General features: G+C 74.2%; 18 protein-coding genes. 9 read left to right on the top strand and 9 right to left on the bottom strand.

Annotated elements, in window-relative coordinates:
* Positions 1–1,399: MFS transporter (locus J1M39_RS01950; protein WP_241253792.1), on the top strand; the 1,399-nt coding region annotated here is incomplete at its 5' end.
* Here J1M39_RS01950 and purN read toward each other — a convergent pair.
* Positions 1,386–1,949, bottom strand: coding sequence for a phosphoribosylglycinamide formyltransferase (gene purN / locus J1M39_RS01955; protein ID WP_041102979.1), 564 nt, complete (start codon positions 1,947–1,949; stop codon positions 1,386–1,388). The genes J1M39_RS01950 and purN overlap by 14 nt on opposite strands.
* A gap of 114 nt (positions 1,950–2,063) precedes the next feature.
* On the opposite strand from purN, the gene J1M39_RS01960 reads away from it, so the two are divergent.
* The gene (locus J1M39_RS01960) at positions 2,064–2,405 is read left to right on the top strand and encodes a hypothetical protein (RefSeq protein WP_241253793.1); all 342 of its coding nucleotides are present in this window, start codon (positions 2,064–2,066) and stop codon (positions 2,403–2,405) included.
* Between the two features lie 10 nt (positions 2,406–2,415).
* Here J1M39_RS01960 and J1M39_RS01965 read toward each other — a convergent pair whose 3' ends face one another.
* Positions 2,416–3,780: a cell division protein PerM gene (locus J1M39_RS01965; RefSeq protein WP_230594448.1), complete on the bottom strand. Its 1,365-nt coding sequence runs from the start codon at positions 3,778–3,780 to the stop codon at positions 2,416–2,418.
* 160 nt (positions 3,781–3,940) lie between these two features.
* Between J1M39_RS01965 and J1M39_RS01970 the strand changes: the two genes are divergently transcribed.
* The 4 genes from J1M39_RS01970 to J1M39_RS12200 all read left to right on the top strand — a co-directional run bounded on the left by J1M39_RS01970 (position 3,941) and on the right by J1M39_RS12200 (position 8,972).
* The gene (locus J1M39_RS01970) at positions 3,941–5,158 is read left to right on the top strand and encodes a glycosyltransferase family 4 protein (protein WP_041102988.1); all 1,218 of its coding nucleotides are present in this window, start codon (positions 3,941–3,943) and stop codon (positions 5,156–5,158) included.
* Positions 5,159–5,292: 134 nt separating this feature from the next.
* Positions 5,293–6,267: an aldo/keto reductase gene (locus tag J1M39_RS01975; RefSeq protein WP_446740320.1), complete on the top strand. Its 975-nt coding sequence runs from the start codon at positions 5,293–5,295 to the stop codon at positions 6,265–6,267.
* Positions 6,268–6,422: 155 nt separating this feature from the next.
* Positions 6,423–7,763 (top strand): NADP-specific glutamate dehydrogenase, encoded by a 1,341-nt coding sequence (gene gdhA, locus J1M39_RS01980; RefSeq protein ID WP_036382024.1) that lies wholly within the window; start codon positions 6,423–6,425, stop codon positions 7,761–7,763.
* Positions 7,764–8,438: 675 nt separating this feature from the next.
* A complete protein-coding gene (locus J1M39_RS12200; RefSeq protein ID WP_241253794.1) occupies positions 8,439–8,972 on the top strand; it encodes a hypothetical protein in 534 nt (177 codons plus the stop codon).
* Positions 8,973–9,112: 140 nt separating this feature from the next.
* Here J1M39_RS12200 and J1M39_RS01990 read toward each other — a convergent pair whose 3' ends face one another.
* The 3 genes from J1M39_RS01990 to J1M39_RS02000 are packed head-to-tail and all read right to left on the bottom strand — an operon-like array spanning position 9,113 to position 11,325.
* Positions 9,113–9,559 carry an acyl-CoA thioesterase gene (locus J1M39_RS01990; protein ID WP_002853740.1) on the bottom strand — a complete coding sequence of 149 codons (447 nt, stop codon included), beginning with the start codon at positions 9,557–9,559 and terminating at the stop codon, positions 9,113–9,115.
* Positions 9,556–10,776: an App1 family protein gene (locus J1M39_RS01995; RefSeq protein WP_206496414.1), complete on the bottom strand. Its 1,221-nt coding sequence runs from the start codon at positions 10,774–10,776 to the stop codon at positions 9,556–9,558. The genes J1M39_RS01990 and J1M39_RS01995 overlap by 4 nt, the downstream gene beginning before the upstream one ends.
* 27 nt (positions 10,777–10,803) lie before the next feature.
* On the bottom strand, positions 10,804–11,325 hold the full coding sequence (locus J1M39_RS02000; protein WP_342356356.1) for a DUF6508 domain-containing protein: 522 nt from the start codon (positions 11,323–11,325) through the stop codon (positions 10,804–10,806).
* On the opposite strand from J1M39_RS02000, the gene J1M39_RS02005 reads away from it, so the two are divergent.
* Positions 11,233–12,099 carry an inositol monophosphatase family protein gene (locus tag J1M39_RS02005; RefSeq protein ID WP_342356357.1) on the top strand — a complete coding sequence of 289 codons (867 nt, stop codon included), beginning with the start codon at positions 11,233–11,235 and terminating at the stop codon, positions 12,097–12,099. The genes J1M39_RS02000 and J1M39_RS02005 overlap by 93 nt on opposite strands.
* A gap of 67 nt (positions 12,100–12,166) precedes the next feature.
* Positions 12,167–12,691 carry a pyridoxamine 5'-phosphate oxidase family protein gene (locus tag J1M39_RS02010; protein WP_102708745.1) on the top strand — a complete coding sequence of 175 codons (525 nt, stop codon included), beginning with the start codon at positions 12,167–12,169 and terminating at the stop codon, positions 12,689–12,691.
* A gap of 55 nt (positions 12,692–12,746) precedes the next feature.
* Here the strand turns inward: J1M39_RS02010 and J1M39_RS02015 are convergent, their stop codons facing one another.
* The 4 genes from J1M39_RS02015 to J1M39_RS02030 all read right to left on the bottom strand — a co-directional run bounded on the left by J1M39_RS02015 (position 12,747) and on the right by J1M39_RS02030 (position 17,407).
* On the bottom strand, positions 12,747–13,772 hold the full coding sequence (locus J1M39_RS02015) for a dioxygenase family protein (RefSeq protein WP_102708744.1): 1,026 nt from the start codon (positions 13,770–13,772) through the stop codon (positions 12,747–12,749).
* A gap of 258 nt (positions 13,773–14,030) precedes the next feature.
* Positions 14,031–15,746, bottom strand: a complete 1,716-nt coding sequence (locus tag J1M39_RS02020; RefSeq protein ID WP_102708743.1) for a thiamine pyrophosphate-binding protein — start codon at positions 15,744–15,746, stop codon at positions 14,031–14,033.
* Positions 15,743–16,759 (bottom strand): agmatinase, encoded by a 1,017-nt coding sequence (gene speB / locus J1M39_RS02025; RefSeq protein WP_101965714.1) that lies wholly within the window; start codon positions 16,757–16,759, stop codon positions 15,743–15,745. The genes J1M39_RS02020 and speB overlap by 4 nt, the downstream gene beginning before the upstream one ends.
* A gap of 78 nt (positions 16,760–16,837) precedes the next feature.
* Positions 16,838–17,407 carry an XRE family transcriptional regulator gene (locus J1M39_RS02030; protein WP_206496415.1) on the bottom strand — a complete coding sequence of 190 codons (570 nt, stop codon included), beginning with the start codon at positions 17,405–17,407 and terminating at the stop codon, positions 16,838–16,840.
* Positions 17,408–17,591: 184 nt separating this feature from the next.
* On the opposite strand from J1M39_RS02030, the gene J1M39_RS02035 reads away from it, so the two are divergent.
* Positions 17,592–19,100, top strand: coding sequence for a sodium:solute symporter family transporter (locus J1M39_RS02035; RefSeq protein WP_206496416.1), 1,509 nt, complete (start codon positions 17,592–17,594; stop codon positions 19,098–19,100).
* Positions 19,101–19,187 lie beyond the last annotated feature (87 nt).

A 19,187-nucleotide genomic window follows, 5' to 3' on the forward strand; every position in this document is an offset into this window, starting at 1 on the left:
CCCCAGCGCCGACGGCGCGCACCCCGGGCCCGCGCCCGACGTCGTCGCCCCCGACGCCGCCCTGCCCACCGGTGAGGCGGTCGTCCAGGAGCTGCCGTGGCGCTGGTCCGTCCAGGGCCGCATCTTCCTGATCGGCGGCCTGGGCTTCATGTTCGACGCGTGGGACGTCACGCTCAACGGCGTGATGATCCCGCTGCTGCGCGAGGAGTGGGCCCTGGACAAGGCCGACGCCGCGTGGATCGGCACCGCCAACCTCATCGGCATGGCCGTGGGCGCGTTCCTGTGGGGCACCATCGCGGACCGCATCGGCCGCAAGGCGGCGTTCGCGTGGACGCTCGCGATCTTCTCCGTGTTCACGATCGCGGGCGCGCTGACCGACTCCCTACTGTGGTTCGCGCTGTTCCGCTTCGTGGCCGGCATGGGCCTGGGCGGCACGATCCCCGTGGACTACGCGCTCGTGGGCGAGTTCACCCCGCGCCGGCTGCGTGGCCGCGTCCTGGCCGCGATGGACGGCTGGTGGCCCGTCGGCGCCGCGCTGTGCGGCCTCGTCTCCGCCTGGCTCGTGGGCACGTGGGGCGACTGGCGCCTGCCCCTGCTGGCCATGGTCCTGCCGGCCCTGCTCGTGTTCGTCGTGCGCCTGGGCATCCCCGAGTCCCCGCTGTTCCTGATGAGCCGGGGCCGCGAGGCACAGGCCCGCGCCGTCATCGACCGCATGGTGGCGGCCACCGGCGCGCCCCGCCGGCCCTACACGATGCCCCCGGCCGAGCCGGCCCGCTCCGGCGGCGTCGGCGCGCAGCTCGCCGCGGTCTGGCGGTTCTCCCCGCGCATCACCGCGATCGCCTGGGCCCTGTTCGTGGCCATCATGCTCGTCTACTACATCGCGCTGCAGTGGCTGCCCACGTTCCTCATCGACGCCGGCTACGCGGAGGGCCGCGCCTTCATCATGACCTCCGGCATGGCCGCGGCCGGCCTGCTCGGCGTGGTCGTGGCCACCGCGCTGATCGAGGTCACCGGCCGCCGCTGGCTGCTGGCCGTCAGCGCCGTCGTCGCGAGCGCCCTGACCGTCTGGCTGGCGAGCGTGCTGGACGTGCCCGCCGCGGTGCTGCCGCTCGTGCTGGCGTTCGGCTTCGTGGTGCAGGTCGCGATCCCGGTGCTCTACACGTACGTCTCCGAGCTGTACCCGACGACGCTGCGCGCCTCCGGCTTCGGCTGGGCGTCGGCGGCCTCGCGGGTGGGCGCGGGCCTGGGCCCGCTGCTCTTCGTGGGCACGCTGGTCCCCGCCCTCGGGCTGCCGGGGGCGTTCGCCGTCACCGGCGGGCTCGTGGTCCTGGCCTGCGCGGCGATGCTGGCGCTGGCCCCGGAGACCCGCGGCCGCGCCCTCGAGGTCAGCGCCGACTGAGCTCGCCGAGCACGCGCAGCAGCAGGGCCCGCTCTTGGACCTTGATGCGCTCGTGCAGCTCGGCCTCGGTGTCCGTGTCCAGCACGGGCACCGCGGCCTGGGCGAGGATCGGGCCGGTGTCCACGCCCGCGTCCACCACGTGCACGGTGCAGCCGGTGACCTTCACCCCGTGCGCCAGCGCGTCCCGGACGCCGTGGGCCCCCGGGAAGGAGGGCAGCAGGGCCGGGTGGGTGTTGAGGATGCGGCCGTCGAACCGCTCGAGCAGCGGGGCGCCCAGGATCCGCATGAACCCGGAGCACACCACCCAGTCCGGCGCGTAGGCGGCGACGGCGTCCGCGAGCGCCTCGTCCCACGCGCGCCGGTCCGCGTGGTCCTTCGGTGACACCACGAACGTCTCGATCCCGTGGGCGCGGGCGCGCTCCAGGCCGCCGGCGTCGGCGACGTCGGCGCCCACCGCGGCGATCTCCACGTCCAGGGCGCCGGAGGCGACGGCGTCGAGGACGGCCTGCAGGTTGGTGCCGGAACCGGAGACGAGGGCAACGATGCGCATGCGCCCATCGTAGGGTGAGGGGGTGTCCGCCCCCGTTCCCTCCTCCCCCGCCCGCCGCAGGGCGCCCCGGACCCCGGCCGCGTCCGCACCGGCCGTGCCCTGCTGTGGCAGTCCGTGGCGCTGCTGGGGATGGTGCTCTCCTTCTCCCTCGTGCTGCCGTGGAAGCTGATCGCCCTCGCGCTGGGGCTGGTCGCCCTCGTGCTCGGCGTGCGCGTGTGGGTCACGAGCCGCGGCGCCGACCGCTCGGGACTGCCCCGCGCGGTGGCGTCCGCCGGCATGGCGATGGCGCTGGTGGGCATGACGACGGCGGCGCTGCCGCTGCTCGCGTGGGACGCGACGGTCCAGCTCGAGCAGTGCGGCGCCTCCGCGCTCACCGTGCGGGCACAGCAGGCGTGCGCGGACGAGTTCACCCGTCAGGTGGAGGAGCGCACGGGGGTGCCCCAGCTGCGGCCCTGAGCCGCGGGCGTCAGTCCCGCGCCCGGCGCGGGGACGGCCGGTCGCGCGGGCCCGAGGCACGGTCGCCGGACCGCGGCGCCGTCGTCGTCCCGTCCCGGTGCCCGGCCACGGCCAGGGCCGTGAGGTAGCCGGCCGCGCAGCCCAGCGCGACCCATCCGGCGACGGCGGCGCACACCGCCCAGACGTGGGAGCCGATGTCCGTCAGCGTGCCGAGCCCGAGCGTCCCGGAGGTGAGGGCCAGCGGCACGAGCAGCAGCAGCCCCGTGAGCAGTCCGGTGAGCACGGCTAGGGCCAGCGTGGACAGCGTCAGGGACACCGCGCGGCTGCCGTGGCGGGTGTGCAGCCAGTCGTCGAGGTGGTTCTCCCCCTCCCGCAGCAGCCACACGCCGGCCACGACGCCGGCGCCGATCGGCACGGCCAGCAGGAGCAGCTGCCACGGCGACCACGTCCCGGGCAGCGCACCCAGCGCCGGGAGGGCGGGCGCGGTGGCCGGCGTCGCGCCGAACACGGAGTAGAGGCTGTCCGCACCCACGGAGAACCCCGGGCCCGCCGTCCACGCGATCGACCACGCGGTGAACGTGGGCAGCCAGCCGATCTGCAGCAGCGCCAGCAGCAGGCCGCCCAGCGGGCCGCCCCCGATCGCCTGGGCCACGGTGACGACGGCGGCCCACTCGACGGCCAGCCGCCCCGCCACGAGCAGCGCGTTCAGGCCCGTCAGGGCGAGCACGGCGACGGCCGCGGCGCGCACCACGGACCACGCGTACGAGCCGGCCCAGCGTTCGTACTGCGAGCGCCGCGAGATCCGCTCCGTGAGGTCCAGGCCGATCAGGTGCGCCCAGGTGCCGGCCTCGCGCCGCGCCCCCGCGAGGGCGGCGACGCCGAAGAGCAGGGCGGGCAGCAGCGCCGCCGGGGCGGGGTGGGCCGTCAGCTCGTCCGTGCCGGGCAGGAACGCCACGGCCAGCCCCACCAGGGCGTAGGCCCCCACCGCGCCCACGAAGGCCTGCCACGCCTGGTCCCGGTAGGACGCGCGGGCCAGGCGCCGGCCGGCCCGCCAGGACAGCGCGAGCGGGACCAGGGTCAGGCCCCACGGCACGAGCCACGCCGTGCCGGTGATGAGGTGATCCGGCGCGGTGGGCATGGCCGTGGCCACGGTGACGGGCACCGCGTGCAGGGCCAGCCACAGGACGCCGCCCACCTGGACGGCGCCCTCGATGGTCGGCCGCTCGAACCCGCCCGTGGCCCACACCGCGAGGGTGGGGACCATGACCGCCAGCAGGCTGATCATCGCCGTGACGAGCGCCTCGACCACCCCCTGCAGCCACAGCGGCAGGGGGACGGGGCGCAGCAGACGGGGCGCAGCGGGGCGGGAACTCACCCGTCCATGGTGCCACCCGACTCCGGGCGGCGCCTGGACGGGGGCGGGCCGCGCGGGCCGGTGCGACGACCGTCACGCGCCCCGAGAGTTCACCGCGGGGTCACCGGGCCGTCGTCGGCGGGTGTCCCGGCCGTGGTCCGGGGTCCTTAGCGTCGGCCACGTGCGTGTCGTCGTGGTCGCCGAATCGTTCCTGCCCCATATGAACGGGGTCACCCACTCCATCCTCCAGGTGCTGCGCCACCTGCGGGAGCGGGGCGACGAGGCGATGGTGGTCGCCCCGGCTGCCTCGTGGTCCGCCGGGTGGACCCAACGCGCGGGCGCCGGTGAGGCCCCCCGCGAGGTCGAGGGCTTCCCCGTGCGCACCCTGCCCTCCGTGCCCCTGAGCGGGTACGCCTCCGTGCGGGTGGCCGCCGGCACGGTGGGCCGGCTGCGCGGCATGCTCGCCGACTTCGCCCCGGACGTGGTGCACATCGCCTCCCCCTTCGTGCTGGGCTGGCGCGCGGTGCAGGCGGCCGAGGAGCTCGGCATCCCCTCCGTGGCCGTCTACCAGACCGAGGTCCCCGGCTACGCGGCCCGGTACGGCGCCCCGTGGCTGGAGGACGTCCTGTGGAGCCACGTGGCGCGCCTGCACAACATGGCCACGCTGACGCTCGCGCCGTCGTCGTTCACCGTCCGGCAGCTGCACCGCCAGGGGGTGCGACGCGTGCACCTGTGGGGCCGCGGCGTCGACTCCCGCCGATTCCATCCCGCCAAGCGGGACGAGGCGCTGCGCGCCGAGCTCGCCCCGAACGGCGAGAAGCTCGTGGGCTTCGTGGGGCGGCTGGCGCACGAGAAGCAGGTCGGGGACCTGCGGGTGCTCTCGGACCTGCCGGGCACCCGCCTCGTGGTCATCGGCTCCGGGCCGCTGCGCGAACAGCTCGAGCGGGAGCTGCCCGGCGCGCACTTCGCCGGCTTCCAGGGGGGCGAGGACCTCGCGCGCCACGTGGCCAGCCTGGACCTGTTCGTGCACCCCGGCGAGTCCGACACCTTCGGCCAGACGCTGCAGGAGGCGATGGCCTCGGGCGTGCCCGTCGTCGCCGTCGGCCGCGGCGGCCCCCTCGACATCGTGGACGCCTCCCGCACCGGCTGGCTCTACCCGCCCGGCGAGCTGGACGAGCTGCGCCGCCACGTCGCGGACCTCGTGTACGACGACGTCAAGCGGGCCGCGTTCGCCGACGCGGCGTGGGCGTCGGTGCAGGGCCGGACCTGGCCGGTGCTGTGCGAGCAGCTCGTGGGCTACTACGAGAAGGCGATCGCGGTGCAGGAGCGCCGCCGCGTGGAGCTGGCCCGCCGGCTGCTGACGGCGCCGTCGCTGCTGGCCGCGCGCGTGTTCGGCTGAACCCCGGGACGGACGACGGGCCGGACGCCGGACGGGCGCCCGGGTGTCGTGTCCGGAGTCGTGGCTAGGGTGGCGGGCATGGACGCCACCCCGCATGCCCTGTCTCTTATACCCGCCGCCTCGCCGGCAAGGACGTGCACCCCGTCGGCCTCGGATGCATGAACATCGTGCACGGCTACTCCGGATTCCTCGACGACGACGCCGCCGTCGACCTGCTCACCCGCGTGCTGGACGACGGCACCGACCACCTGGACACCGCCACCCTCTACGGCGGCGGCCGCAGTGAGGAGCTCGTGGGGCGCGCGCTCGCCCGGGCGGGGTCGGGCGTCCGCGAGCGCGTGCTGCTCGCCTCCAAGGGCGGGCTCGTGCGGGACGGGCAGCGACGGATCGACGGCCGCCCGGAGACACTGCGCGCGCACGTGGACGCCTCACTGCGCCGGCTCGGCCAGGACCGGATCGACCTGTACTACCTGCACCGGCTGGACCCGGAGGTCCCCGTCGAGGAGTCCGTGGGAGCGCTCGCGGAGGCCGTCACGGACGGCAAGATCGGGGCGATCGGCCTGTCCGAGGTCTCGGCCGTCACCCTGACCCGGGCCGTGGCCGTCCACCCGATCGCGGCCGTGCAGTCCGAGTACTCCCTCGCCACCCGCAACCCCGAAGGGGGCGTGCTCGAGGCGTGCCGCCGCCACGGGACCGCCTTCGTGGCCTTCTCCCCCGTCAGCCGCGGCCTGCTCACGGACGCGCCGCCGCGGCTGGACCGGCTGGACGCGGGAGATCTGCGGCACCGGCTGCCCCGCTTCGCCGAGGGCCACTACGAGGCCAACCTGACGCTGCGCGAGGCGCTCTCGGCCGAGGCCGTCCGGCTCGGGACGAGCACGGCGGGGCTCGCCGTCGCCTGGGTCCTGGCCCAGGGCGAGGACGTCCTGGCGATCCCGGGCACCACCTCGTGGGAGCACTGGCTCGAGGACCGGGACGCGCACGAGGTGCGGCTGACCCCGGCCGACGTCGCCCGGCTGGACGACCTCGTCAACGACGCGACCGTGGCGGGGCCGCGCTACAGCGAGAGCCAGCAGGCCAGCATCGACACCGAGGCGGCGCCGCCGCGCTGAGCCGAACGTGGGGCCCGGGGTGGCCCGCGTCTCATTTCGGTAACAGAGCGCGCTCCCTGTCAGGATGGGCGTCAGGCACCGCGGCCTCCTCCGACCGCGGCGCGCCACGGGGGGCACCGCGGGGCGTCTCTACCCCGACGTCCGAGGAGGACACCATGAATGAGTCTCTGGAGACCCTGCGCGACGAAGTGTTCGCGCGCAACCCCGGCGAGGCCGAGTTCCACCAGGCGGTGTCCGAGGTGTTCGAGGCGCTGGGACCGGTGATGCAGCGCCACCCCCAGTACGTCGAGGCCGGGGTCATGCACCGCCTCTGCGAGCCGGAGCGCCAGATCATCTTCCGCGTCCCGTGGATCGACGACGCCGGCGTCGTGCAGGTCAACCGCGGGTTCCGCGTGGAGTTCAACTCGGCGCTCGGCCCGTACAAGGGCGGGCTGCGCTTCCACCCCTCCGTGTACCTCGGGATCGTCAAGTTCCTGGGCTTCGAGCAGATCTTCAAGAACTCGCTCACCGGCATGCCGATCGGCGGCGGCAAGGGCGGCTCGGACTTCGACCCCGCCGGCAAGTCCGACCGCGAGATCATGCGGTTCTGCCAGTCCTTCATGACGGAGCTGCATCGCCACATCGGTGAGCACACGGACGTGCCGGCCGGTGACATCGGCGTGGGCGCCCGCGAGATCGGCTACATGTTCGGCCAGTACAAGCGACTGACCAACCGCTTCGAGGCCGGCGCCCTCACCGGCAAGGGCCTGACGTGGGGCGGCTCGCTGGTCCGCACTGAGGCCACCGGCTACGGCGCCGTGATGTTCGTCGACTCCATGCTGCGCACGCGCGGCGAATCCATGGACGGTCAGCAGGTGCTGATCTCCGGCTCCGGCAACGTGGCCATCTACGCCGCGGAGAAGGCCGCCGCGCTCGGGGCCACCGTGCTCACCGCGTCCGACTCCTCGGGCTACATCGTGGACCCGGACGGCCTCGACCTGGACCTGCTCAAGCAGATCAAGGAGGTCGAGCGTGCCCGCATCTCCGAGTACGCCGAGCGCCGCGGCGGGCGGTCCCGCTACGTGACCGGCGGCAGCGTCTGGGACGTCGAGGGCACCGTGGCCCTGCCGTGTGCCACCCAGAACGAGCTCGACGAGTCCGCCGCGCGGACCCTGCTGAAGAACGGGGTGAAGGCCGTGGCCGAGGGCGCGAACATGCCCTGCACCGAGGCGGCCGCCCACCTGTTCGTCGACTCCGGGACGCTGTTCGGCCCGGGCAAGGCCGCCAACGCGGGCGGCGTGGCGACGTCGGCGCTGGAGATGCAGCAGAACGCCTCGCGGGACTCGTGGAGCTTCGACTACACCCACGACCGGCTCGAGCAGATCATGCGCGACATCCACGACCGCTGCGTGGAGACCGCCGAGGAGTACGGCACGCCCGGCAACTACGTGGCGGGGGCGAACATCGCCGGGTTCATCAAGGTCGCCGACGCGATGATCGCCCAGGGCGTGGTCTGAGGCCCGGCCCTGTCCCTTCCGTGATCCTCCGCCGCCCTGCGACATCACCGCCGTTCTGACGCGCGGTGATGTCGCAGGGCGGCGGTCGCTCAAGGGCGCCCGGCTCCTGCACAGGCCCCCCGACGTCGGGTGCCCTCCACCGTCCGCGCGGCCGACCCCTCGCGCCCCGGACGGGCCCACGAGACTGGGCCGCATGACCCTGCTCTCCGACCACTCGCGTGCGCTGCTCCCGGGACGCGGGCCCCTGCTCAGCGCGGCGGACCCTCACGACGGGGCGGCGCGGCGCCGTCTCGAACGCGCCTGGACCCGCGGGGTCCTCGTGCGGCTCTGCCCGCGCGTCTACATCAGCGTCAGCGACTGGGCCGCGCTGCGTCCGTGGGACAGGGCGGTCGTGTCCGCCGTCGCCCTCTCGATCGCCCGCCCCGCGACGGTGTTCACGGGCCTGACCGCGGCCCGGTTGCACGGTCTGGGGCCGGCCGTCGAGCCGCCCGTGCTCGAGCTGCGCGCCCCCTCGCCCGGGCATCACGGCGCCGGTCCGCTGACCCGCCGTCCCTTCGCCCCCTCCGTGGTGGCCCACGATCGCCGGCTTCCCGTCCCGCCGCGCCTCAGCCGGTCGAGGCCGTCCTGTCGGACGGGCAGAGCCTGGGAACCGTCCTGGCGGATCCGCTGCCCACGGTGCTGCTGGTGCTGGGGGCGGCCACCCCGTTCCGCGACGCCGTGGCCCCGCTGGACGCGCTCGTCCGAGCCTGGCCCGAGGAGGCCGCACGCTGGGCGAGGCAGGCGGAGAGCCGACTCGGATCAGCGGCCGCCCTCCGCCGATTCGAGCGGGCCTGGCACTTCGCGGACGCGCGGGCGGAATCCGCCGGCGAGTCCTACAGCCGGGCCATCATCCACGAGCTCGGCTTCGTCCCGCCCACGGCGCTGCAGCATCGCCACCGGGATGCGAACGGACGCGCGGTGGCCCGCACGGACTTCTGGTGGGAGCAGGTGCGGGTGTACGGGGAGTTCGACGGGCTGGGCAAGTACGACCTGTCGTTCTTCGACGGTGACGACACGGCCCGCCGCGCCAGCATCCGCCGGGAGAAGGAACGGGAGGTGGCCCTGCAGCTGGTCACCCGGGCGGGTGCGCATTGGACGTGGGGAGACCTCCTGCGGCCGGACCGGCTGGCGCGGATCCTCACCGCCGCGGGCGTCCCCCGCTCGGTCTGATCCGCGGCCGTCCCACGGGCCCTGTCTCGACTCGGCGAGCCCGAGCGGCGGACCTCCGCTCTGCGACATCGCAGCCACTCTGCACGGCGGTGATGTCGCTGGGCGGCTGTCGGGCGGTCAGCAGCCCACCTCGGCCCACCTCAGCCGGCCAGGGCCGCCCGCTGCTCGGGGCTGATGCGCACGGGGCGGCCCGTCTGCCCGTCGACGAACACCATGACGGACGTCGCGGTGGCGCAGAGGGTGTCGTCGACGCCGTCGTGCAGGGCGTAGCCCACGTGCACCGAGGCGGCCTTCACGGCGTCCACGCTCACCACCACGCGCAGCGGCACGGGGCGGTAGGGCATCTGGGCCCGGTACTTCACGGTGTGCTCGGAGATGAACGTCCGCACACCGGGGGCCACCCCCTCGAGCAGGTCGATCGGCGGGGCCTGCCCGCCACCGGCGCCGGTGTTCGCGGGCACGCCGAAGGCCGCCACGCGGGCCTCCTCCAGCAGCTGCACCACGGCGATGTTGTTCACATGGCCGTAGGCGTCCATGTCCGCCCAGCGCAGCGGGATGCGGACCTCGACGGAGCGCGAGGCGGTCATCGGGCGGCCTCCTCGTCCGCGGACCGACCGTCACGCTGCGCCGCGGCGTCGAGGGCCGCCGGCGCCTCGTCGTCGCCGAGGATGTCCTCACGCCAGGCCTCGGGCTGCACGTCCACGAACTCGACGGGCAGGATGCCCAGGTCCTCGAGCTGATTGGACAGCGTGGCCCCGTCCGGGCCGTAGCACCACGGGATGCCCGGGGTGGAACGGCGGGTGTCCTCCGCCCGGCCGCCCGCGAGCAGCGCCTGCGAGGGGGTCAGCTGCCGGATGACGATCGCCTTGACCCGGTCGGGGTGGCGCTGCGCGAACTCGGCGTAGATCTCGGGGTCGTGCTGGCCGTCGTCGCCCACCAGGATCCACTGGATGTCCGGGAACTGCTCGGCGAGGCGCTCGAGCTGGACCCTCTTGTGCTCCTGACCGGAACGGAACCAGCGGTCCCTCGTGGGCCCCCAGCTGGTCAGCAGCAGGGCGCCGAGCGGGTAGAGGTTGCGGCCCAGGAAGCGGGTGAGGGTCTGCGCCACGTTCCACGCGCCCGTGGACAGGTACAGCACGGGGGCCTTCGGCTCGAGCTCGGCGATCCGGCGCAGCAGCACGGCGATCCCCGGGGTGGGCGTGCGGGCGTGCTCGTCGATCACGAACGAGTTCCAGGCCGCCAGCAGGGGGCGGGGCAGCGAGGTGACCACCACCGTGTCGTCGATGTCCGAGACCAGGCCGACCCGCGCACCCGGCTCGCAGATGTACAGGTCCATGACGGCGCGCTCCTCCTGGCCGCCGACATGGAGGGTGGCGGTCTGCCAGCCGGGCTCCAGCTCGACGTCCAGCACGACGTCGACGACGCCCATCCGGTCCGTGCGCACCGTGGTGCGCAGGTCCCCCACCTGCACCTCCACCTCGGCGTAGGCCATGGGCGGGGCCACGAAGTTGCGCCAGCCGCGCACGCCGTCCGCCACCACCTTCGACAGCCGACGGCCGTTCATGAACTCCTCGTCGGAGGCGATCACCACACGGGAGAGGATCCGCACCCAGCTGGTGCTGCCGTAGCCCGTGAACGCCATGACCGTCGGCACGTTGCCGGCACGCAGCGCGCGGGCGCGGTGCCAACGGTTCCACCCCTCCTGCAGGTGCGTGGCGACGTTCTCCACGGGAGTGGGGTCACCGGAAGGGGCCAGGCGGCCGCGCCGGGGCGCGGGCGTGGGGGCGTCGGAGGCTGCGGGCATGCGCCCAGTATTCCGCACCGTGCGCTCTCAGCGGATCTCGGGGACCAGCGCGGTCAGGCGGTCCAGCATGCGGCCGACCTTGCCGTTCTCGATCGCGGCGGCCACGTGCCCGTCCGCGAACCGCTCGCCGCGCACCAGGTAGGTGAACAGCGTGCCGAGGTCGGCCAGGGACGCCTCGGCGATGCCGGCCTCGCTCACCCGGTCCACGTTCCGCAGGTAGTCGACGTCGATGCCCGCCAGCTCCTGCGCGGCCACGAGGCCGGGGAACACGCGGTCGTCGTAGTCCGGGTAGACGCCGCCGAGGGTGCCGGGCGCGGGGGCGCCGTAGGAGGCGATCGGCCGGGCCTCGGTGCCGTAGCCGGCGGCGAGCAGCTCGCGCAGCGCACGCACGGCGGCCACGCGCTGGGGCGTGGGGGTCTGCGGGCCGCCCTGCCCCGCCCCGCCGAGCTCCGCGCGATCGCCCTCGACGCCGCCCGCGCGGTCGTCGGCGACCTCGCCGCCGCCTTCCGCTCCCCCACCGCCATCGGGCCCGAGGCCAAGACCACGCACCACGACCTCGTCACCGTGCACGACCGACACACCGAGGCCCGGCTCGTCGCCGCGCTCACGACGGCGGTCCCCGGCTCCGGCGTGCTCGGCGAGGAGCTCGGGGCGCAGGCCGGCACCGGTGAGGCCGCCCGGCTGACCTGGATCGTCGACCCCATCGACGGCACCTCCAACTTCACACACGGCTTCGCGATGTTCTCGGTGTCCCTGGCCGCCGAGGTCGACGGCGAGGTGGTGGCCGGCGTCGTGCTGGACCCCGTGGGCCGGCTGGCGTTCTCCGCCGACGAGGACGGCGCCTACCTCACCCGCGGCGACGGGCCGGAGCGCCCGCTGGCCGAGGTCGCCCGGCCGGCGCCGGCCGGCGGCGAGCGCGCCCAGAACCTCGTGACCTCCTACCCGGCGGGCGAAGCGATCGCGCGCGAGGGCGAGGACGCGCTGCGCCGCTTCGGGCGGCTCGTGACCGCCCACGCGACCGTGCGCCGCACCGTCTCCGGCGCCCTCGAGCTCGCCCACACGGCGGCGGGCTGGGCCGACGCCGCGCTGTACGTGGACACCAAGCCCTGGGACGTCGCGGCAGGGCAGCTGATCCTGCGCCGCGCCGGGGGCAGGTGGCTCACGCCGGACCCGGCCGCGCCGTCGTCGGGCCGGCTCGTCGACGACGGCCCGCGCGCCCACACGTGCCCGTTCGCGCTCGCCGTCGCCCAGGGCCGCGAGGCGCCGACGACGGCGGCGGTGCTGGGTGACATCGTCGCCTCGCGGGCGACCGACCATGTATAGAGTGGATGTGAGCCCGATCTCAGCGCCGCGCCCGACGGCGCCCGTCCCGGCATGCCAGGAGGCCCCGATGACCCAGCAGCACCATGACACCGACGACGCCCCGTCGATGCAGCGCCCCGATCCGGTCGCGGAGCCCGGGGACCACCTGATGTTCGAGCACCCGGACGGCGAGGCCGTCCTGGTGCTGGACGAGGACCAGGTCTGGCGACTGCTGGGCCGCGTGGGCCGCGCGCGCCTCGGGCTGGCCGTGGACGGGCGGCCGGACATCGTGCCGGTGAACGTGCGGGCCCACGACGGCGCCATCTACTTCCGCACCGCGCCCGGCTCGAAGCTCGCCGAGCTCACGGTGAACCCGCACGTCGTGGTGCAGGCCGACGGGATCCTGGCCGACCAGGCCTGGTCCGTGCTCGTCCACGGCACCGCGCGCCGCCTGGACACGGAGGCGGAGATCGCGGAGGCCGAGTCCCTCGGCATCGAGCCGTGGGTGCCGACGCTGAAGGACTTCTACGTCCGCGTGGACGTCCAGCGCGTGTCCGGCCGCCACTTCGTGTTCGGCCCGCACCCCGAGCGCAACGAGTCCCAGACCGACTGAGCCGCCGGCAGGACGCGTGGGCTGGGCCGGACGGCTCAGCCCACGTCCGCCGGACTTAAGGACGCGCCGGGGGCTGGCCACCGCCGGGCCCGCCCATCCCGCCCTGCTCCTGCTCGGTGGTGGTGTCGATCGGGACGTCGATGGTGATGGCGAAGCCCTTCTCCACGGAGCCCGTGATCTGCGGCAGCTGCGTCTCGTAGCCGTCCGAGAGGACGTTGTCCGTCTCGAGGCTGACGTCGGCGAAGTTCTCCGTGGACCCGTCGTAGGCCGAGGTGGCGTAGACCTGCGCGGACTGCTCCTCGGGCATGGCGATCTGGGAGGTGAGGACGTTGTTCGTCGCGTCCGTGATGGACGCCTTGTCCGGGAACACCTCGAAGTGCAGGTGGGGCCACCGGCCGTCGTAGCAGCCGGGCCACACCGTGGTGAAGGTGACCGTGCCGTCGTCGCCCACCGCCTGGACGCCGCGCAGGTAGGTCTCCTCCGTGATGCCGTCCGAGTACATCGAGTAGCGGCCCTGCGCGTCGGCGTGCCAGAGGTACACGGCGGCGCCGGTCATCGCGGCGTCGCCGTTGGCCATGTCGATCACGTTCATCGTCACCGTCAGCGGGACGCCCTCGGCGGCGGTGCCCGTGTCGATGCTCGTGGTCAGGTCGGAACGTTCGATGCCGGACGCGTCGAGCACGTCCGGGCCGTTGGAGCCGTCGCCCGGGTACGGGCCTGCGGTCTCGGTGACCATCTCGGTCAGGGTGGCGGACGGCGAGGCGCTCGCCGCCGACGAGGAGGAGGCCGCGGGTGACGAGGAGCCGGCGCTCGCCGACGTCGAGCCGGAGGAGGACGAGGCGCCCTCCTGGACACCGCACGCGGCGAGGACGAGGGCTCCCGCCCCCGCGCCGAAGATGCCCAGCGCGTTGCGGCGGGAGACGAGAGTGCCGACGTCGAAGGCGGCGCCCTGGTCCTCGACGTCCTCGGCGGGGCGATGGAAGGCCCGGCCCTCGAAGGTGGGCGTGACGGCGGGGGCCTCGTCTCCCTCGGTGACCTGGGGGAAGGGACGGCGGGAGCGGGTCGGGAGCCCGGGGGCCATGGAGTTCCTCTCGTGGGGCGCCCGCCGGGTGGCGGGCCGCGTCGAGAGGCCAGCATGACAACGGATGCCGGACGTTTTCGTGAGATCGGCGGGATGGTTCCAGGACATCTCCTGGGCGGTTTCTGACACGGGAGGGACCGCCGGCGCCTCGGTCGACGTCTCAACTACCTGCCGGTCCAGCTCCGTTGCTGAAACATGCACCTGGAAAGGTGGCGCACACTCTCAGGGTCGAGTCAGCGATTCCGGCGCCGGGCCGCGTCAGACCTCCGGAGCCTCCCCCAGGTGGCTCGGCGCCCACATCGCCAGGCGGGTCTGCACCACGACGACGTTCGGCCCGTCCGCCTGGAACGCGCGCTCGAGCGCGCCGCGCACGTCCTCCACTCCCACCGTCTCGGCGGGCACGCCGAAGGAGGCGGCGAGGGCCTGGAAGTCCGGCCGGTCGAGCTCGGTGGCCGTGGCCTTGCCGAACGCGCCCTCCATGTACTCGCGCAGGATGCCGTACCCGCCGTCGTCGATGATCAGCCACGTCACCGCCGCGCCGTGCTGCCTGGCGGCCGCGAGCTCGGCGATGGAGTACATCGCCGAGCCGTCGCCGGCGACGGCGAGCACGCGCCCGTCGATCCCGGTGCGTCCCTGGTGGGCCAGGCCCACCGCGCCGCCGAACGCGGCCGGGAACCCGTAGCCGAGCCCCCCGGCGCCCTGCGCCGAGTGGAACTCGCCGTCCTGCGCGTCCCAGCAGTTCCACGCCCAGTAGGCGGCGATGGTCATGTCCCAGTACGTCTGCATGGTCGACGGGACGGCGGCCCGGATGTCCGCCAGGAGCCGGCGCTCCACGCCGAGGTCCTGGGCGTCGAGACGGGCGCCGATCCGTGCGTTGACGTCGGCGACCACCTCGGCCGGGGTGCGGCCATGCCAGACGGCGGCGTCCTGCGCCACCGAGCCCGACTCGCGCAGCGCCGCGGCGAGCGCCTCGAGCGCCTGGCCGGCGTCGGCGCGCACACCCAGCGTGGGGTGGTTGGTCTCCAGCACGCGCGGCTCCGCGTCCACCTGGATGAGGCGGCCGCGCGGCTCGAGGGTGAAGTAGTTCGAGGTGACCTCGCCGAGCGAGGAGCCCACCACGAGCAGCACCTCCGCGTCCTCGAGCAGGTCCGTGACGAGGCGGTCCTCCACCCAGCCGCCGAGGCTGAGCGGGTGCTCCCACGGGAAGGCGGTGTTGCCGCCCGGCGAGCAGACCACGGGTGCCTGGAGCAGCTCCGCGACCTCCCGCAGGCTCGCCATCGCGGCCCGGCCGGAGCGGCGCACGCCGCCGCCGGCCACGATCGCCACCCGCCCGGCCCCGCGCAGCCAGCGCACGGACTCGGCCACGAGCTCGGCGCGCGGCGGGTGGTCGTAGGGCACGGCCAGGGCGTCCTCGACCGGGGGCACCATGACCTCGCCGAGCAGCACGTCCTGCGGGATCTCGACCCACACCGGCCCCTGCGGCACGGTGACGGCCTCGGCCCACGCGTCCTGGATGGCGGACGGGATGCCCGAGGCGTGGTGGACCGTGAACTGGGCCTTGGTGACGTTGCGGGCCGAGGCCTTCTGGTCGTCCAGCTGGTGCAGCATGCCCTTGCGCCGGGCGCCGAGCCCGGACAGCGGGATCTGCGAGGCGATCACGAGCATCGGCACACCCGTGGCGTACGCCTCCTGCAGGCCGGCCAGCGAGGTGAGCGCGCCCGGGCCGGTGGACAGGAACAGGACGCCGACCTCGCCGGTGGCGCGGGCGTACCCGTCCGCGGCGAAGGCGGCGTTGTTCTCCACGCGGTTCGAGACGAACTCCAGCGGGGAGCGGGACAGGGCGTCGAAGAGGCCGAGGGCGTGCTGGCCCGGGATGCCGAAGACCGTCCGTGCACCCAGGGCGTGGAGCGTCTCGACGGCGAGGTCGCCGCCGTTGCGCCGCGGGGCCGCCGTCGTCGTCTGCTCGTCGGTCATCGGCCCGGCTCCTCACCGGCGGCCGCGCGGGTGGCGCGGCGGTCGGCCATCAGGGAGATGAGGTCGTAGGCCACATGGGAGGCGGCGACGCCGGTCAGCTCGGCGTGGTCGTAGGCCGGGGCCACCTCCACCAGGTCTGCGCCCACGATGTCGAGCCCGCGCAGCCCACGCAGGATCTCGAGCAGCTCGCGGCTCGTGATGCCGCCGGCCTCGGGGGTGCCGGTGCCCGGCGCGTGCGCGGGGTCGAGGACGTCGATGTCCACCGAGATGTAGAGCGGCCGACCCCCGATACGCTGGCGCAGCTGGTCCACGATCTCGTCCACGCCCTGACGGAACACGTCCGAGGAGGTGACGATGCCGAAGCCCATGCGGTGGTCGTCGTCGAGGTCCTTCTTGCCGTAGAGCGGACCGCGCGTGCCCACATGCGAGATGGCCTCGGTGTCCAGGATCCCCTCCTCCACGGCGCGGCGGAACGGCGTGCCGTGGGTGTACTCGGCGCCGAAGTAGGTGTCCCACGTGTCCAGGTGGGCGTCGAAGTGCAGCAGGGCCACGGGCTCGCCGGCGCGGGCGGAGGCGGCGCGCAACAGCGGCAGCGCGATGGTGTGGTCGCCGCCGATGGTCATGAGCGAGGAGCCGTCCTCGGTGAGGTCCATCGCGTCCTGCTGGATCGCCTCGATGGCCTCGCCGATGTCGAACGGGTTCACCGCCATGTCCCCGGCGTCCACCACCTGGGCCTGCGCGAAGGGCGAGGTGTCCGTGGCGGGGTTGTACGGGCGCAGCAGTCGCGAGGACTGCCGCACGTGGCCGGACCCGAAGCGTGCACCGGGGCGGTAGGAGACGCCGGCGTCGAACGGCACGCCGACCACCTTGATCTCCGGGGCGACGCCGGCCGCGGCCGCCTCGTCCAGGCGCGGCAGCAGGGCGTAGGTGGGGGCGCCGCCGTAGCGGGGCACGAGGGCGGAATTCACGGGGCCGAGGCGGCCGTTGTCCTCGACGCGGGGGATCTCGAGCATCTGGATGTCCTCTCTGGGCTGTTCGATTCGGTCTGGTCGGTCTGGTCTGGTCTGTCCGGTGCGGGCATGCCGCACGGTTCACGCGTGGCCCACGAGGGTCCACAGCACGACGGCGGGGTGGCCGTCCGGATTGGCCCACGAGTGGGGCTCGCGGCCGGGGAAGGTGACGGTGTCCCCCTCCTCCAACAGGTGCACGGCCTCGGTGGTCCGCAGCTCGAGGCGGCCGGTGACGACGTGCACCGCCTCCACGCGGCAGTCCACGGTGTACAGCTCCGCCTCCCCGCGGCCGTGCGGCGCGATGTCCGCGCGCAGGATCTGCAGGTCGCGGTTGCCGCGCGGGGTGATCAAGCGCTCGCGGATGCCCTCGCCGCCGAGGCTGACCGCGGGGGCGTCGGCGAGGCGCACGACCGTCACCTCGGGCGCGTCCAGGACGTCGCCCGGGCTCGCGCCGAGCACCTGGCACAGGGTCACGAGCGTGCTCACGGACGGGCTCGTCAGGTCCCGCTCCAGGCGGGAGAGGAAGCCCTTGCTGACGCCGGCCGCCTCGGCCAGCTGCGCCACGGTGAGCCGCCGCGCCTCGCGCAGCGCGCGCAGCCGGCGACCGATCAGTGCCTGGGCCGGCGTGGTCTCGAGCGGGAGGGCCTTCATCGCGTTCCTCCCGACGTCGGCCAGGCGACATCGCCGATGTCACCCTGGACGACATGTTGTCTGATAAGCAACATGTGTTTACCGTAGGCCCGGATCGTGTGATCGGCAACACGACGATCTCTTGTGTCCCGCCGCGGCGCACCGCATCCCGGCGCCTCGGATCCCTTCGCTCCAAAGACCGCCCGTGACCCTCAACCTGACCATCGTCGCCGTCTACCTGGTCGGCATGCTCGCCTTCGGCTGGTGGGGCAAGACCCGCGCCGCCAGCTCGGAGGACTACCTCGTGGCGGGCCGCCGCCTCGGGCCGGTGCTGTTCACCGGCACCATGGCCGCCGTCGTGCTCGGCGGCGCCGCCACCGTGGGCGGCGTCGGCCTGGGGTACGAGTTCGGGCTCTCCGGCGCGTGGCTCGTGGCCGCCATCGGCGTCGGCGTCCTCATCCTGTCGGTGGCGTTCGCCCCGATCCTGGCCCGCCTGAAGATCTACACCGTCTCGCAGATGCTCCGCCTGCGGTACGGCCGTGGCGGGGCCTCCCACGCCTCCTCCTTCGTGATGCTCGCCTACACGCTCATGCTCGCCGCCACCTCCACGGGCGCCTACGCGTCGCTCTTCGTGGTGCTCTTCGGCTGGGACCGCTGGCTGTCCGTCCTGGTGGGCGGCGGCATCGTGCTGGCCTACTCCGTGCTCGGCGGCATGTGGTCCATCACCCTGGCCGACATGGCCCAGTTCCTCATCATGACCATCGGCCTGTTCGCCCTCATGCTCCCCCTCTCCCTGGCCAACGCCGGCGGCTGGAGCGCCATGCAGGAGCGCCTGGGCGCCGAGTTCTTCAGCTGGGACGGGATCGGCGTGCAGTCGATCGTCACCTACTTCGTGATCTACACCCTCGGCCTGCTGATCGGCCAGGACGTCTGGCAGCGCGTGTTCACGGCCCGCTCCCCGCGCGTGGCCCAGATCGGCGGCGCCACCGCGGGGCTGTACTGCATCGTGTACGGCGTCGCCGGCGCCGTGATCGGCATGGCGGCGCGCACGGTGACCGCGGACATCGCCGCCACGGACGACGTGTTCGCGTGGGTCGCCCAGAACCTGCTGCCCGTGGGCGTGGGCGGCGTGGCCCTGGCGGCCGCCGTCGCGGCCATGATGTCCACCGCCTCGGGGGCGATCATCGCGGCCTCGACCGTGATGCGCACGGACATCCTCCCCCTCCTCCGCGGCGAGGCCACCGCCTCCGAGGACGGCGTCACCGCCGAGGACGCGGCCACGGAGACCACGGCGGAGCTCGCCTCGAACCGCGGCTGGGTGCTGCTGCTCGGCGCCGTCGTGCTGGGGCTGGCGATCGTCGTCCCGGACGTGGTGGCGGCCCTGACCATCGCGTACGACATCCTCGTGGGCGGCCTGTTCGTCGCGATCGTCGGCGGCCTCGTGTGGAAGCGCGGCACCGGCACGGCGGCCCTGTGGTCCATGGTGGTCGGGACGGTGGGCACCCTCGGCACCATGGGCTGGCTCGAGCTGAACGCGGCCGGGCCCTTCGAGGGCGTCTTCGCGAACGAGCCGATCTACGTCGGCCTGGCCGCCTCCGCCGTCGTGTACGTCCTCCTCAGCCTGATGACCCGGCCCACCGACCCCGCGGTCCTCGAGGCCTGGCGGGTGCGCTCCCGCCACGGCGTCGACGCCGCGGCCCGAGAGCGTCTCTGACCAGGAATTCCGGGGCCTGAGGTCCTCCGACGCCCGCACGGTGGCCGAGGCCAGGTGACCGGTGCGGCGGGTGGCGGCGGGCGGCGG

The sequence above is a fragment of the Micrococcus sp. KRD077 genome, from assembly GCF_017168505.1.
Taxonomy (GTDB): domain Bacteria; phylum Actinomycetota; class Actinomycetes; order Actinomycetales; family Micrococcaceae; genus Micrococcus; species Micrococcus luteus.

Coding starts and splice junctions, on each gene's coding strand:
- J1M39_RS01990 (WP_002853740.1), bottom strand. CDS start 9,559: ATGACCGCCTCGCGCTCCGTCGAGGTCCGCATCCCGCTGCGCTGGGCG.
- purN (WP_041102979.1), bottom strand. CDS start 1,949: ATGCGCATCGTTGCCCTCGTCTCCGGTTCCGGCACCAACCTGCAGGCC.
- J1M39_RS01995 (WP_206496414.1), bottom strand. CDS start 10,776: ATGCCCGCAGCCTCCGACGCCCCCACGCCCGCGCCCCGGCGCGGCCGC.
- J1M39_RS02015 (WP_102708744.1), bottom strand. CDS start 13,772: ATGGCCCCCGGGCTCCCGACCCGCTCCCGCCGTCCCTTCCCCCAGGTC.
- speB (WP_101965714.1), bottom strand. CDS start 16,759: ATGCTCGAGATCCCCCGCGTCGAGGACAACGGCCGCCTCGGCCCCGTG.
- J1M39_RS02020 (WP_102708743.1), bottom strand. CDS start 15,746: ATGACCGACGAGCAGACGACGACGGCGGCCCCGCGGCGCAACGGCGGC.
- gdhA (WP_036382024.1), top strand. CDS start 6,423: ATGAATGAGTCTCTGGAGACCCTGCGCGACGAAGTGTTCGCGCGCAAC.
- J1M39_RS02010 (WP_102708745.1), top strand. CDS start 12,167: ATGACCCAGCAGCACCATGACACCGACGACGCCCCGTCGATGCAGCGC.
- J1M39_RS02030 (WP_206496415.1), bottom strand. CDS start 17,407: ATGAAGGCCCTCCCGCTCGAGACCACGCCGGCCCAGGCACTGATCGGT.